Raw genomic sequence first — 14,394 nt, 5'->3', positions numbered from 1 at the left:
TTTACCCCCCTTAGTTTTACAATCACGCTTATATAGAGAATTTTTTAGATTAAATATATGATGAGGTTTATTCTTTTAATTTTCTAAATACCCGTTTTAAAACTCTCGATTAAAATTACTGAAAATAAATGTGTTTTATGGTAAATCAAAGGTTGCCTTATAACTAAATTGTCTAAAATGGATTAGTAATTACTTCACATATTTTTGTTTAAGTTTATATGTGTTTTATTTAAAGAGTTGATTTATATTTATTTATATTGATTGTAAATTGAAAATAGATGATGAAAATTAATTTTTTTAGATTAACTTAGAGGACTTTTATGTCCTATTTAAATAGATGCATTATGCCAATTAAAAGTTACCTCGCTCATCCGCACCAAGGAAAAAAACAAGAGCTAGTTCATGAACTTAGTTCTATTAGTAGTTGCGAAGTCATTCCTGCTGAAAATAATGATTTGGTAATCGTAGTTACTGAAACAAATAACAATACCGAAGACGATATATTAAAAGAAAAAATCGAGGCCATTGAAAGCTTAAAGCTTTTAGCAATGGTTTCAGGATTCGATACACCTAAAAGTAATTAAGTATGTATACCTCCTTAACCAACCGACGTGAATTTATAAAAAAAATGGCCGTTATGTCGGCTATGACGGCTGCAGCCACTATGTTTCCAGGGATTTTATTTGCGGAAGAACAAGAAAGGAATCTTCCTGAAAATGCAAATTTAGATTGGAAAAAGGCACCCTGTAGATTTTGCGGTGTAGGTTGTGGTGTTTTAATTGGTATTGATAACGGCAAAGCAGTTGCGGTAAAAGGAGACCCTAAATCTCCTGTTAACAAAGGCTTGTGTTGTGTTAAAGGCTACCATTCTGTGATATCTATTTATGGTAAAGATCGATTAACAAAACCCTTGATTAAGAAAAACGGGAAGTATGTAGAAACCTCTATGAAAGAAGCACTTGATTTAATTGCTTCTAAAATGAAAGAGACTATAAGTAACCATGGAAAAGATGCAGTATCTATTTACGGTTCGGGACAGTGGACTATTCCTGATGGATATGTAGCCTCTAAGCTATTTAAAGGGTGTATTGGTACAAATAATGTAGAAGCTAATGCGCGCTTGTGTATGGCGAGTGCGGTTACCGGGTTTATGACTTCTTTTGGTATTGATGAGCCCATGGGCTGCTATGATGATATAGATCATGCTGATGTTTTTGTGCTTTGGGGTAATAATATGGCAGAAATGCATCCGGTATTATTCTCTAGGTTGTTAGATCAGCGATTAAAACGCGGAGTTAAGATTATCGATTTTGCAACGCGTACAACGCGTACCAGTATGGCGGCAGATAGGTCTATTATTTTTCAGCCACAAACAGATTTAGCAGTGGCTAATGCGATTTGCTATGAAATTATTAATAATGGCTGGGTGAATAAGTCTTTTGTTGAAAAGCATTGTAATTTTAAAAAGGGACTTACCAATATGGGCTATGGCTTAGAAGATCATTACAGCTTTGACGATAAGCCAGAGGGAATCACTTTTGAAGCCTTTAAAACTTTTTTACAAGATTATACGCCTGAAAAAGTAGCAAAAATTTCAGGGGTTTCAGCTAAAGATATAAAATACATGGCTTCTTATTATGGAGATCCTAATAAGAAGGTTATGTCTCTGTGGTGTATGGGAATGAATCAGCATACCAGAGGGACTTGGATTAATAACTTAGTTTATAATATCCATTTACTTACAGGGAAAATTTCAGAACCGGGTAATAGTCCGTTTTCGTTAACAGGACAACCCAGTGCCTGCGGTACAGTTCGAGAAGTTGGGACGCTAACACACAAATTACCTCACGGCGTTGTAACAAATAAAGAACATAGAGAGTTTGCCGCAAAAATTTGGGATGTTCCAGCAGAAAATATTCCAGCAAAACCATCTTACCATACCGTAGAGATGTTTCGAGCTTTAGATAGGGGAGATATTAAGTTTATGTGGATTCAGGTAACGAATCCTATGGTGACTATGCCAAAACTGAAGCGTTATCGCGATGCTTGTGAAAAAGAAGGTCGATTTATTGTGGTTTCAGATATTTACCCAACACCAACAACCGATATTGCAGATGTAATTTTGCCTTCTGCCATGTGGATAGAACGGGAGGGGATGTATGGAAATTCGGAGCGTCGTACTCAATATTTTGAAAAAATGATAGAACCTTCAGGTGAAGCTATGAGTGATACCTGGCAAATTGTTGAGGTGGCTAAACGTTTAGGTTACGAAAAACAATTCTATTATAATGAAGATACTCATATAGAAGAAATTTACAATGAGTATAGAAGGCATCATGAAGGTAATAAGCACGCTATGGCGCCTTTAGAAGTTTTAAAAGCCGAACCTGGAGCACAATGGCCTTATGTGAATGGGAAATCTACAAAATGGCGATTTAATGCCGATTACGATCCGGCTTGTAGTAATGGTGAGCAATTTCATTTTTATGGAAACCCGGATGGAAAGGCTATTATATGGCAACGACCATACGAACCGGCTCCTGAAATTCCTGATGATGATTACCCGTTCTGGTTATGCACCGGACGTGTTGTAGAGCATTGGCATACAGGATCTATGACGAGAAGAATTCCAGTGTTGCATAAAGCCATGCCACATGCGTATGTGGAGTTGAATCCGGAGCAAGCCAAAGAAATGCAGATACAAACGGGTGATCGAATTAAATTAACGACGCGACGCGGTGAAATTATTTTACCAGCATCGGTTAATGAGCGTGGCGTTCCGGAGCGCAATCAGGTATTTGTGCCTTTCTTTGATGAAAATATGTTAATAAACGATGTAACACTCGATGCTTTTTGTCCGATTTCAAAGCAACCCGATTATAAAAAATGTGCCGTTAAAGTAGAAAAAGTATGAAGCGAATAGGTATAATATCTTTGTTTCTAATATTATTTCTGGCATTTGTTGCGGTCTGGAATATTAGTTATCGTGAAGGGCAGGAGGAAGCTTACATTCCAATTGAAAATGAAAATCCAATGCCAATAATCCCTTCAGAGATTGGGGTTTTTGAGCGTTCAAAATTTGCTTTAGATTACGTCAATATGCCAGTCGATGAAAATCATCAGCGTACATTAGAAACATTTTATAACAACAGAGCATTTCACGGTGCACCACCCAGTATTCCGCATCCGGTGGCCAGTGAGCGTGGTATGGGTGAAAATATCTGTTTAAAATGCCATCAAAATGGAGGTTTTGTCGATAAATTTAATGCTTATGCTCCAGTAACGCCACATCCTGAAATGGTGAATTGTCGTCAATGTCATGTAGCGCAGGTAACAGAATCTTTGTTTGAAGAAACTAATTTTCATAAAATAAAAGCTCCCGAAGTGGGTGTAAATAATGCTTTAGATGGTAGTCCTCCAGTTATTCCGCATCAAATTCAAATGCATGAAAATTGTCTGGCTTGTCATGCAGGGCCAGCAGCTCCAAAAGAGATTCGTGTTACACATCCAGAACGTGTAAATTGCAGACAATGTCATGTGCCTAATAATAAAGAAACGAGAGATATTGGGGAATTTAAAAGAATAAGTAATTATGATGAGTAGTAGCCTTTTTGTAAATAGAAGCTTATGTCTTATTGTTTTTTGCATGGTGTTTTTTTCATGTAAACATGAAGATAAATACCATGGTGTTATGGAGAAAATTGAGGCTGAAGGAGAGCATTATCAAGGAGTATCTTTATCATCAGAGAACTATTTGGAAGGGGTAGATACGATTCTGATTTCAGAAGGTGGACATACCTTCTTAATACCAGAAAGAAAAAATCAGATTAAATTATATGCTTGTACCGAATGTCATTCAAAACCATTGGCAGAGATGCAAGAAGGCGATATTAAAAAGGCGCATTGGGATATTAAGATAGTACATGCAAACGAGAAAGCTATGAATTGTGTAACATGTCATAATCCGTCCAATATGGATGAGTTGCGCAGTGTAACAGGAATGAGCATCGATTTTGATAATAGTTATAATCTATGTAGCCAGTGCCATTCAAAACAATTTGAAGATTGGAAAGGCGGAGCGCATGGTAAACGAATTGGAGGCTGGGCACCACCACGAGCATCTATGACGTGTGTGAATTGTCATAATCCGCATCAGCCACATTTTGAAAGTAGATGGCCGGCGCGTTTCAATACACAAAAAGTAAAAGAAAGAGAGTAGCTGCATTAGAAGTTTAAAATAGTTAAGGTATGAGTAGAAGTAACAAAAAATGGTTTTCATTAAATCTGAGCAGAAAACAAAATGATGATTCGGGTACTTGCGGTTGCGGTAAAACCTCGGGTGGTTGTGGTTCTCATTCAAATGATGCAGAAATGTCTGAAGAAGAATTTTATCATGCTGCCGTGAATGCTTCTATTGGAGATGAAAGAGAAAAGGATGGATTTGATCAGGTTTTCGATGTAAAAATGGATCGCCGTACTGCTTTTAGAAAGTTGGCAGCAAGTTTATTGATTGGGGCAGGAGCTGTTAATACCTCCTGTAGTATGTTAAGTAGCGATGAAAGTAAAGAAAAAGCACAAATTGATTGGGAGGAGCAGTTTAAAGGGAATTATAAATTAATGACCGATGATGAGAAAAAGAATACTGTAGATAGATTGGTGCGTTCTTATCAACTGCGTACAGGAAAAACAATTAGTATGTCTTCTAAAAATGCTGAAGAAGATGTATTGTTTGGGTACGCCTTTAATATTTCTAAATGTCAGGGGTATATGGATTGCGTGAGCGCCTGTGTAAAAGAAAATAATCAAGATAGAAATTCTCAAATGCAATATATCCGTATTCATGAAATGAAAGACGGAGAAGGATTAAAATTTGATGAAGCTGATGATAACTATTATCATGAAGTTCCGGCTGAAGGTCATTTTTATTTGGGAACGCAGTGTTTTCATTGCGATAATCCGCCTTGTGTTGAGGTATGTCCTGTACAAGCCACCTGGCGAGAAGATGATGGTTTAGTGGTTGTCGATTACGACTGGTGTGTGGGGTGTCGTTATTGTATGGCTGCTTGCCCGTATGATGGTCGCCGATTTAATTGGAGTAAACCCGAAGTGCCAGAAGAAGAGGTAAATCATAATCAGCATTATTTAGGAAATAGAATGCGTAAAAAAGGGGTAATGGAAAAATGTACCTTTTGTGTGCAGCGCTCAAGAGAAGGAAAAAATCCAGCTTGTGTAGAGGCCTGTCCAACGGGCGCCCGCATATTTGGGAATTTATTAGATCCTAATAGTACCATTCGATGGGTGCTTGAAAATAAAAAAGTATTCAGACTAAAAGAAGATTTGGGTACCGAACCTAAGTTCTGGTATTTTATGGATTAATTAAAAATGAAGGAAATCCGCAAATGACTAAAATATAATTGAAAAATGAAACAATTAAAGGTCTTTAGAAGTTTAGTAAAAGATAGCTTTGATGTTGTAACACATGGCACTGTTAAGTATCATATCTGGATGGGATTCTTAACGTTTATGATGCTTGTTGGCATGTATTGCTATTCCATACAACTTAATGAAGGGTTAAGTGTTACAGGAATGACAGACCGCGTAAGTTGGGGTTTGTATATTTCTAATTTCACTTTTTTGGTTGGTGTGGCAGCAGCGGCTGTTATGTTGGTAATGCCAACATATGTTTTACACGATGTCGATTTTAAACAAGCGGTTCTTATAGGAGAGGGATTGGCTGTGGCCGCCTTAATTATGTGTTTAGCATTTGTAATAGCTGATATGGGAGGACCTTCGGTGCTTTGGCATATGATACCGGGTCTCGGGGTTTTTAATTTTCCTAATTCTATGCTTACATGGGATGTTATTGTGTTAAATGGGTATTTGTTTTTAAATATCACTATTCCTTTTTATATTTTATTCAGACATTATCAGGGTAAAGAAGCGAAGTCTAAGGTGTATGTTCCTGGGGCTATTTTATCGGTTTTTTGGGCTGTAGGAATACATTTGGTAACGGCCTTTTTGTATCAAGGACTACAAGCGCGTCCTTTTTGGAATAATGCCTTGTTAGGGCCTCGGTTCTTAGCTTCGGCCTTTGCTGCGGGGCCAGCATTAATTATTCTTGTGTTGGCTATAATTCGAAATTTTACAGCTTTTAAAATAGAGGATAAGACTTTGAAAAAGATTGCAATGGTTGTTACCGTTGCGGCACAGATAAATCTTATTATGCTAATTTCAGAGTTATTTAAAGAATTTTATGCACCAACGCATCATAGCGAGAGTGCTTATTATTTGTTTTTTGGATTACACGGAAAAGATGCTTTATTGCCATGGATTTGGACGGCTATACCATTAAATGTATTAGCAACCGTATTGCTAACGTTTCATAAGCTACGTAATAATCCTAAAATACTATATTTTTCGTGTTTTATTTTGTTTGTCGCTATTTGGATAGAAAAAGGGTTTGGGTTAATCGTTCCTGGATTTATTCCAGGACCCTACGGAAAGATTGCAGAATACACCCCTACGGGAGTAGAAATAGGGGTAACTCTTGGGATTTGGGCACTTGGCGCTTTTGTTTTTACAGTATTGGCTAAAACAGCTATTGGAATTGAGTTGGGTGAACTTCGATTTAAAAATAATAAAAATTAATTAAGATATTTTTATCTTAATTAAGGCATCTTAATTATATTTGCACCGTAAATTTAAAATATGTTTTCAAAAGCTTGCGAATACGGCATTAGGGCATCCATTTTTATAGCACTTAATTCTTTTGAGGGAAGAAGAGTGAGTCCTAAAGAAATTGCGGAAGAAATTGATTCTCCAACAGCATTTACAGCTAAGATTTTACAGGCTTTGGTAAGAAATAATATTGTAAGTTCTGTAAAGGGAGCCTATGGAGGTTTTGAAATGGACAAACATCGAATAAAAGAAATTAAATTAGCTGATATAGTTGATGCTATTGATGGAGACAGTATCTATAAAGGTTGTGGACTTGGTTTACATGCTTGTGACGAAGATCGTCCATGTCCAATGCATGATAAATTTAAAGTCGTTAGAGATGAACTTAAGACAATGTTAGAATCAACAAATTTAGAAGATTTGGCTTTAGATATTAAACAAGGAGATACCTTTTTACGACGTTAAAAAATTTGTTTTCAATTAGGATAAAAATATCTTAATTAAACTGAGTTTTTGTTTAATATAAATATGAAAAAAATTTTAATATAAAATAGGATAAAATTGTCCGAAATAAAATTAATCAAACAAATCATTCATGAAAAAAGAGAGAAAATTATGGTTGCTATTTGCTGCAGTTATTATCAGTTCATTTAGCGTATTAGGTTATTATGGATTTGAAATTCACCAACAATCACCGCCAATTCCTAAATCCATCATATCTATAAATGGTGACATTATTTTTACAGAATCTGAAATTAAGGATGGTCAGAATATTTGGCAGAGTATTGGAGGACAGGAAGTTGGTTCTGTTTGGGGACATGGTGCTTATGTTGCACCAGATTGGACAGCAGATTGGTTACACAGAGAAGCGACTTATATTTTAAATATTTATGCCAAGGAGAATTTCGGAACAAATTATGATGATGTAACCAAAGAAGAACAAGCTGCTTTAAAAGTAAGATTACAAAACGATTTAAGAACTAACACCTACAATGAAGCAACTAACACTATTACTATTTCAGAGAATAGAGTTAAGGCTATAACTTATTTGAGTGATTATTATAGAGGATTATTCACCAACGATTCAAAATTCGCTAAGCTTCGTGCCGATTATGCTATTCCTGAAAACACCATTAAGGATGAGTCTAGAATGCATAAAATGAATGCCTTTTTCTTCTGGGCCACCTGGGCTACTGTAACCGAGCGCCCAGACAGTAGCATAAGTTATACTCATAATTGGCCGGCAGATGAATTGGTAGGAAATGTACCTACCATGGATTTGATGGTTTGGTCAGGGGTTAGTATTATATTATTGATACTATGTATTGGAGTCTTGGTGTTTTATCATGTAAAATCTGGGGAAGATGAATCATTGCCCCCACCAGCAGAAGACCCATTATTAAAACAAGGTATGACTCCCAGCATGCATTTAGTTAAAAAATACTTCTGGATAGTCACCTTGTTAATGGTATTGCAAATGCTTTTAGGAATTGTAACTGCCCATTATGGTGTTGAAGGGGATGGTTTCTATGGTTTTGCTTTAGATAAAATACTACCATATTCCGTAACCCGAACGTGGCACACCCAATTAGCTATTTTCTGGATTGCTACAGCATGGTTAGCTACAGGACTGTACATTGCTCCGGCGGTTTCCGGTAAAGATCCTAAGTTTCAGAAATTCGGAGTTAACTTTTTGTTTATAGCTCTTTTAATAATAGTTCTGGGCTCAATGGTCGGACAATGGTTTGGGGTAATGCAAAAGCTAAATCTGGTTAATAATTTTTGGTTTGGTCATCAAGGTTACGAATATGTAGATCTAGGAAGATTTTGGCAAATATTTTTATTAATTGGCTTGTTCTTGTGGCTGACTTTAATGGTAAGACCGTTACTACCTGTTTTAAAGCGTAAAACTGAAGAAAAGAACTTAATTATCATGTTCTTGGTATCCTGCTCAGCCATCGCACTTTTTTATGCTTCGGGTTTAATGTGGGGCAGACATACCAATTTGGCAATGGCAGAATATTGGAGATGGTGGGTTGTGCACCTTTGGGTGGAAGGCTTCTTCGAAGTATTTGCAACCGTGGTTATTGCCTTTTTATTTGTTCGTTTGGGATTATTAAAGACCAAAACAGCAACATTAAACGTTCTGTTAGCGACCATCATTTTCATGTCAGGTGGTATTTTAGGAACCTTCCATCACTTGTATTTTACCGGAACGCCAAAAGCTGTAATGGCTTTAGGTGCTACATTTAGTGCTTTAGAAGTTGTTCCATTAACCTTAATTGGTTACGAGGCATATCACAATTATAAATTATCAAAAGCTACAAAATGGTTGGAAGATTATAAATGGCCTATTTACTTTATGATTGCCGTTGCCTTTTGGAATTTTTTAGGAGCCGGTATCTTCGGATTCATCATTAACCCACCTATTGCATTATACTATGTTCAAGGATTAAACACCACACCATTACATGGGCACACTGCTTTATTTGGTGTTTACGGTATGCTAGGCATTGGTTTAATGCTGTTTGTGCTCCGTAGTTTATATAGAAATGTAAGCTGGAATAATAAGTTGCTAAAAATCACATTCTGGTCGTTAAATCTGGGATTATTAGGAATGGCTTTACTTAGTTTACTACCTATGGGGATATGGCAAGCTATAGAAAGTATTGAACACGGTATGTGGTATGCTCGTTCATCAGAATTAATGCAAGACCCAACGATGATTACATTAAAGTGGTTAAGAACCATTGGGGATATCATTTTTGCTGTAGGTATTGTTTCAACCTGTTGGTTTGTATTCGATTTAACTTTAAAAAATAAAATAACACAGAAAAATTAAAAATAGGTATTATGAGTACGATAACACAAAAACAAGTAGGAGAGTTTGTTGCTGAAGATTTTAGAACAGCTGCAGTTTTTACACAATATGGCATTGATTTTTGCTGCAGAGGTAATAGAACTCTGGAAGATGTATGTGAAAAAAATGGCATTGAAACCAATGAATTAGTGCATCGTTTGGAGCAGGTTTTAAATACACAAGGCAACCAAACCATCGATTATAAATCCTGGCCTTTAGATTTGCTTGTAGATTATATTGAAAAAAAACATCATCGTTATGTTGAAGAGAAAACTCCAATTTTAAAGCAGTTTTTAGATAAACTATGCCGGGTACATGGCGAAAGGCATCCAGAACTTTTTGAAATAAATGAGTTGTTCACAGCATCGGCAGGAGAATTATCTCAGCACATGAAAAAAGAAGAATTGGTATTATTCCCTTTTGTAAAGAAATTAGTTAAAGCTGAATTAGGCAATACCGCAATAGAGGCTCCCGGATTTGGTACAGTAAAGAACCCAATTGCCATGATGATGCAGGAGCACGACAATGAAGGGGGGAGATTTAGAAAAATTGCTGAGATTACAGATAATTACACGCCACCAACCGATGCTTGTAATACGTATCGAGTGACATTTGCGATGCTCCAGGAATTTGAGGAAGATTTGCATTTACATATCCATTTAGAGAACAATATTTTATTTCCAGCAGCCGAGAGACTAGAAAATAGATTTTGTTAATATTGATTTTTAATTGTCGAATAGAAATCCTATGTTGTTTGTCTTAAAACAATATAGGATTTCTTAATTTTAAGTCTTTTACACATTTTTATGCAAAAAAAACTAATTATCGTTTGTCTGATAAATTTTCTGATTGCTGCCTTAATGGGGGTGGCGCTTCGTTATTCGTTTTTAGACCCCATAGGATTAAATTATCGGTTTTTAACGCATGCCCATTCACATGTGGCCATGTTAGGTTGGGTGTATTTAATACTATATGCTTTTATTGTTTATTATTTTATTCCCGATAAACGGCCGATATATAATAGACTATTCTGGGTGACTGAAATTGCTGTTATTGGTATGATGGTTAGTTTTCCTTTTCAGGGTTATGCAGCTATTTCCATTACTTTTTCAACCCTACACATTTTTTGTTCATATTACTTTGTGCATTTAGTATGGAAATATCATAAGGTAACATCTGTAACGACTCTATTATTGCTAAAAATAGCCTTAGTGTTTATGCTGATTTCTACTATAGGAGTGTGGTGTTTGGGGCCAGCTGTAGGGGTATTAGGCCAGGCTTCGGCGTTTTACCAGATTGCTATTCAATTCTTTTTACACTTTCAATTTAATGGATGGTTTTTAATTGCAGTTTTAGCTTTGTTATTTTATTTAGTTAGAATTGAAGATTCTATACTATTTCAAAACTTTTTTAAATTATTGATTATATCAACAATACTTACTTTTGCCTTACCTGTGCAATGGTTTGCTCCGCATCCGATTTTAATTTATATAAATATATTAGGGGTTCTACTTCAATTACTAACCCTGTATTTGTTTATAAAACTGATAAAATTCAAGATGAAAAAAGCCTTAAAGGGACAATCTAAACTCATTGTCACGCTGTATTATTTTAGCGTCTTTTGTTTTGCACTGAAAATTCTTTTCCAAGGAGTAACGCTGAATCCTGAATTTTCCGAAGTTGTTTTCATGCATCGTAACTTTGTTATTGGTTTTATTCATTTAGTGATGCTGGGAGTGATCACAGGTTTTCTTTTTGCGTTTCTTTATAGTAATCAGAAACCCTCAGCGTCATTAAAATTAGGTCTGTATAGTTTTCTTTCAGGATTTGTACTGACTGAAATAATTTTATTAATTCAAGGTGTTAGGTTTTACCTTGGTATAGGGGTAATTTCAAACTATTATTTATTATTATTTTTGTTTAGTGGCTTATTACCTTTAGGTATTCTTTTCATTCTAATACATTATATTAAGTCTACGGCAGTAAATTAAAGTCTTTAAGTTGATTAGATTATAGGTGGTTTAAAATATGTTTAAATAGAAAATAAACGTTATAAATGACTTTAAAATAACATTGGTGAAGGGTTAATATTATAGTTAATTACTGAAAATTGAATTTTTGAATAGGGTAGGTTTTATGGTTATCATAAACCAAGCCCAGTTATTAGTAGCATTATTATTACCTCCCTTTAGGATTGACATCGTATTAGTAGCAAATAACTGAGAGTATCCAAACTGAAAATTAACATCCTTAATCCAATTATAAGTGAAAACCAAATCCAATTCTGTACCTAAAGATTGGTTCATTTCATTTCCAGAGTCATCAAACACTTTGGCAGCAGCAGAAAAAATATGAGGCATAAGTTTACCACTGAATTTATTTTTATGAAAAAATAAACAGGCATTGATATCTGTCAAACCAACAGAATTTATATGATTTCCAACATAAAAATAGTCCATTAAACCATTAAATTTATGATTGGTTCCATACCAAGGATTGAATGAGCTTATTTTTGAAGCATTAGAATTGTTGTTTGTTCCTGAAAGATATTCAAAACCTATTGCCAGATTAAAATGATTTGTAAAATCATAATATACATTTGCAGCAATATTGTATGCGTTTAAATGAGAGCTAGCAATTTTACCAGTTTGCAAGTATGCGGAAGCATCAGTACCAAATGAATCTTTATTATAAGTTAGTCTGGCTCCTATGGTTTGGTTATAACTTATTTTTTGCTCAAGATTATCAGTGTAATTAAGTCCTTGGTTTAAAAATAATAAACTTATACTTGTGTTTTTAAGTTGATTATGATACCATAAATATTGAAAGTTTTTATAATTGTTTACTTCATAATTTGTTTTAAACAGACTTTCTTCCTCAGAACTTAATGCGAATCCAAAATCTAAATGTCCGTTATTAGTTCCTTTAAAAGATGCTATAAGGGCATCATGACTTCTGGCTTGTTGTGCCCAGTCCACATTTCCAAAAATCCTTTGGTCATCATAAACAATTTCTTGCCTCCCTAATTTTAAAAAAAAGTTAGATGTCAGGTAGAGTTTAGCCCAGGCTTCATGAACAGCTGTTCCGTTCTTGTCAGAAGCAGATAAGGTAGCAATGTCTCCCCAAACCCTTATGTTTTGGAGGGCAGCAAAGGCCTGAATTTTTTCAGAAGTAAATTTTAAATTTAAACGTGTTCGTTGGGATATAAAATTTGCAGCTTCAGCATCGTTTGGAATTAACGTTTTATAGCCATGCCTATATTCATAACGAGGTCTTAATTCTGCCGAAATTTCAAATTCCTGAGCGTAACAGGTCATTACAACTCCTGTAAATAGAATTGCTATAAAGTTTTTCATTTTTAAGATGGTTTAATTGGTTAGTCTAAGGATGGCATCGATTGTTTCAGTGTTATCCACTCCTAAGCCTTCCTGTTGATGTATTAATTCGCCTTTAGGATTAAAAATACTTATAATATTAGAATGCGAAAAGTCTATTGGAGATATTTGTTTGTATTTAACGGCTAATACATTTGCGAATTCCCTAACCCCAGTTTCAGTACCTTGAAGGAATGTCCATTGCGGGTCATCCATATAATTTTCAATGGCAAAGGATTTCAGACGTTCGGGCGTATCTGTTTTTGAATCTATACTAATTAATACAAAGTTGAGCTGGTCTATTTTGTTATCAGGAATTTGTGCCTCAATATTCCGCATATCTGCAACTAAACGCGGGCAGGCGGCTTTACATGAAGTATAAATCATGACCATAACCAGCGTTTTTCCTTTTAAATCCTTCAAAAGAATCTGCTCACCTTCTTCGGTGTTCCAATTAGAAGTTAAATTGAAAATTGATTCTTCTGAAATACCATCAGTATTTTCAATTTTTGAAGCACTTGTTTCCAATGGTTGTAAATCCATTTTACATATTGGACAATTAAAAGGTTGGTTATATGTTTTATTACCTTCGCATTGCATTGGGCATAAGTAAAGTATCGTACCCTGTTTTGACTTATTTGAGTTACATGAGCTGAAAGTGAATGTGAGCAGCGCAAAAATTGTAATTATTTTTAAAATTTTCATGGTTGTGGTTTTGTATCTTTTACACATCTAAACCCTAAGTTTTTCATAGCGTATTTAGCTTTTAGGCTTCCCCTGATGGCATAACGCATAAAGGCCGCATAGTTCATTAAATCGGTGGCGTTAACGGCTGCACTTCCGCAGAATAGATTATTGTCTTTATCGACATCTTTTCTCGATTCACCAGTAATGAGCACAGAATTAAAATCAAGTGTCCATTCCCAAACTAGACCATGCAAATCATATACTCCCCAAACATTTTTTTGATTTTTACCTATAAGATTTTCATTGGTCTTAGGGGTTTCGTACCAAGCTAGAATTTGTTTGTTATACTCAGGTTTAAGCCTAGCATCACGAGAGGTTTGGTCTGCCATAGCGGCGTATTCCCATTCATCAATAGTAGGTAATCGTTTGCCTTGGCACTCACAATAATCTTTAGCTGCAAACCAGGAAACATAAGTTACTGGGCTATTTTGTTTTTCTGTATCATTAAGTTCAAAATCATTTTTCCAATTTAATAAATAGCTTTGATCAGTAAATAATTTTAAGGCTTTCGATTTTTGCCATTTAGGATATTGTTTAACAAATTCTAAAAATTGGACATTAGTGACAGGGAAAATGTCCATTTCAAAATCTTTAACTTCTACAACGGTAGAATCTCTTCCGTAAAGTGGGATATATCGACTACCTTGTATAAAGACCATGTTTTCAGACTGCCCAAACAATTTAGTTTGACTGATAATTATAAAAATTAATAATCTGAAAACATGATCTTTCATG

13 protein-coding genes are annotated in these 14,394 nt (G+C 35.2%); 10 read left to right on the top strand and 3 right to left on the bottom strand.

The window, feature by feature from the left end; all coding sequences use genetic code 11:
* The first annotated feature begins 344 nt into the window (after window positions 1–344).
* The 10 genes from ICJ83_RS08745 (at window position 345) to ICJ83_RS08700 (ending at window position 11,529) form a co-directional block, all read left to right on the top strand.
* The gene (locus ICJ83_RS08745) at window positions 345–584 is read left to right on the top strand and encodes a hypothetical protein (protein WP_188230005.1); all 240 of its coding nucleotides are present in this window, start codon (window positions 345–347) and stop codon (window positions 582–584) included.
* Between the two features lie 2 nt (window positions 585–586).
* On the top strand, window positions 587–2,914 hold the full coding sequence (locus ICJ83_RS08740) for a molybdopterin-dependent oxidoreductase (RefSeq protein ID WP_188230004.1): 2,328 nt from the start codon (window positions 587–589) through the stop codon (window positions 2,912–2,914).
* A complete protein-coding gene (locus tag ICJ83_RS08735) occupies window positions 2,911–3,603 on the top strand; it encodes a multiheme c-type cytochrome (RefSeq protein ID WP_188230003.1) in 693 nt (230 codons plus the stop codon). The genes ICJ83_RS08740 and ICJ83_RS08735 overlap by 4 nt, the downstream gene beginning before the upstream one ends.
* Before the next feature lie 88 nt (window positions 3,604–3,691).
* Window positions 3,692–4,219, top strand: a complete 528-nt coding sequence (locus ICJ83_RS08730; protein WP_223154675.1) for a cytochrome c3 family protein — start codon at window positions 3,692–3,694, stop codon at window positions 4,217–4,219.
* 29 nt (window positions 4,220–4,248) lie between these two features.
* The gene (locus tag ICJ83_RS08725; RefSeq protein WP_188230001.1) at window positions 4,249–5,376 is read left to right on the top strand and encodes a 4Fe-4S dicluster domain-containing protein; all 1,128 of its coding nucleotides are present in this window, start codon (window positions 4,249–4,251) and stop codon (window positions 5,374–5,376) included.
* A gap of 45 nt (window positions 5,377–5,421) precedes the next feature.
* Window positions 5,422–6,648, top strand: coding sequence for a sulfate reduction electron transfer complex DsrMKJOP subunit DsrP (gene dsrP, locus ICJ83_RS08720; RefSeq protein WP_188230000.1), 1,227 nt, complete (start codon window positions 5,422–5,424; stop codon window positions 6,646–6,648).
* Between the two features lie 60 nt (window positions 6,649–6,708).
* Window positions 6,709–7,143 (top strand): RrF2 family transcriptional regulator, encoded by a 435-nt coding sequence (locus tag ICJ83_RS08715; protein WP_188229999.1) that lies wholly within the window; start codon window positions 6,709–6,711, stop codon window positions 7,141–7,143.
* Between the two features lie 130 nt (window positions 7,144–7,273).
* Window positions 7,274–9,520, top strand: a complete 2,247-nt coding sequence (locus ICJ83_RS08710; RefSeq protein ID WP_188229998.1) for a nitric-oxide reductase large subunit — start codon at window positions 7,274–7,276, stop codon at window positions 9,518–9,520.
* 11 nt (window positions 9,521–9,531) lie between these two features.
* A complete protein-coding gene (gene ric, locus ICJ83_RS08705; protein ID WP_188229997.1) occupies window positions 9,532–10,254 on the top strand; it encodes an iron-sulfur cluster repair di-iron protein in 723 nt (240 codons plus the stop codon).
* A 90-nt stretch (window positions 10,255–10,344) separates the two neighbouring features.
* Window positions 10,345–11,529: a hypothetical protein gene (locus tag ICJ83_RS08700; RefSeq protein WP_188229996.1), complete on the top strand. Its 1,185-nt coding sequence runs from the start codon at window positions 10,345–10,347 to the stop codon at window positions 11,527–11,529.
* 105 nt (window positions 11,530–11,634) lie between these two features.
* Here ICJ83_RS08700 and ICJ83_RS08695 read toward each other — a convergent pair whose 3' ends face one another.
* From ICJ83_RS08695 to ICJ83_RS08685, 3 genes are all read right to left on the bottom strand, one after another.
* On the bottom strand, window positions 11,635–12,894 hold the full coding sequence (locus tag ICJ83_RS08695; RefSeq protein WP_188229995.1) for an alginate export family protein: 1,260 nt from the start codon (window positions 12,892–12,894) through the stop codon (window positions 11,635–11,637).
* A gap of 12 nt (window positions 12,895–12,906) precedes the next feature.
* Complete coding sequence (locus tag ICJ83_RS08690; protein WP_188230293.1) at window positions 12,907–13,512, bottom strand: SCO family protein; 606 nt, start codon at window positions 13,510–13,512, stop codon at window positions 12,907–12,909.
* 101 nt (window positions 13,513–13,613) lie between these two features.
* Window positions 13,614–14,393, bottom strand: a complete 780-nt coding sequence (locus ICJ83_RS08685; RefSeq protein WP_188229994.1) for a formylglycine-generating enzyme family protein — start codon at window positions 14,391–14,393, stop codon at window positions 13,614–13,616.
* Window position 14,394: the final 1 nt, after the last annotated feature.

The organism is Aestuariibaculum sediminum, assembly GCF_014596945.1.
Taxonomy (GTDB): domain Bacteria; phylum Bacteroidota; class Bacteroidia; order Flavobacteriales; family Flavobacteriaceae; genus Aestuariibaculum; species Aestuariibaculum sediminum.
Note: the sequence above shows the minus strand (reverse complement) of the source record. Positions and strands in the feature narration are given on the sequence as shown.

Bases quoted from the DNA above. Each gene is read 5' to 3' on its own strand.
- ICJ83_RS08745 (WP_188230005.1), top strand. From the start codon at position 345: ATGCCAATTAAAAGTTACCTCGCTCATCCGCACCAAGGAAAAAAACAA.
- ICJ83_RS08740 (WP_188230004.1), top strand. From the start codon at position 587: ATGTATACCTCCTTAACCAACCGACGTGAATTTATAAAAAAAATGGCC.
- ICJ83_RS08735 (WP_188230003.1), top strand. From the start codon at position 2,911: ATGAAGCGAATAGGTATAATATCTTTGTTTCTAATATTATTTCTGGCA.
- ICJ83_RS08730 (WP_223154675.1), top strand. From the start codon at position 3,692: ATGGAGAAAATTGAGGCTGAAGGAGAGCATTATCAAGGAGTATCTTTA.
- ICJ83_RS08725 (WP_188230001.1), top strand. From the start codon at position 4,249: ATGAGTAGAAGTAACAAAAAATGGTTTTCATTAAATCTGAGCAGAAAA.
- dsrP (WP_188230000.1), top strand. From the start codon at position 5,422: ATGAAACAATTAAAGGTCTTTAGAAGTTTAGTAAAAGATAGCTTTGAT.
- ICJ83_RS08715 (WP_188229999.1), top strand. From the start codon at position 6,709: ATGTTTTCAAAAGCTTGCGAATACGGCATTAGGGCATCCATTTTTATA.
- ICJ83_RS08710 (WP_188229998.1), top strand. From the start codon at position 7,274: ATGAAAAAAGAGAGAAAATTATGGTTGCTATTTGCTGCAGTTATTATC.
- ric (WP_188229997.1), top strand. From the start codon at position 9,532: ATGAGTACGATAACACAAAAACAAGTAGGAGAGTTTGTTGCTGAAGAT.
- ICJ83_RS08700 (WP_188229996.1), top strand. From the start codon at position 10,345: ATGCAAAAAAAACTAATTATCGTTTGTCTGATAAATTTTCTGATTGCT.
- ICJ83_RS08695 (WP_188229995.1), bottom strand. From the start codon at position 12,894: ATGAAAAACTTTATAGCAATTCTATTTACAGGAGTTGTAATGACCTGT.
- ICJ83_RS08690 (WP_188230293.1), bottom strand. From the start codon at position 13,512: ATGCAATGCGAAGGTAATAAAACATATAACCAACCTTTTAATTGTCCA.
- ICJ83_RS08685 (WP_188229994.1), bottom strand. From the start codon at position 14,393: ATGAAAGATCATGTTTTCAGATTATTAATTTTTATAATTATCAGTCAA.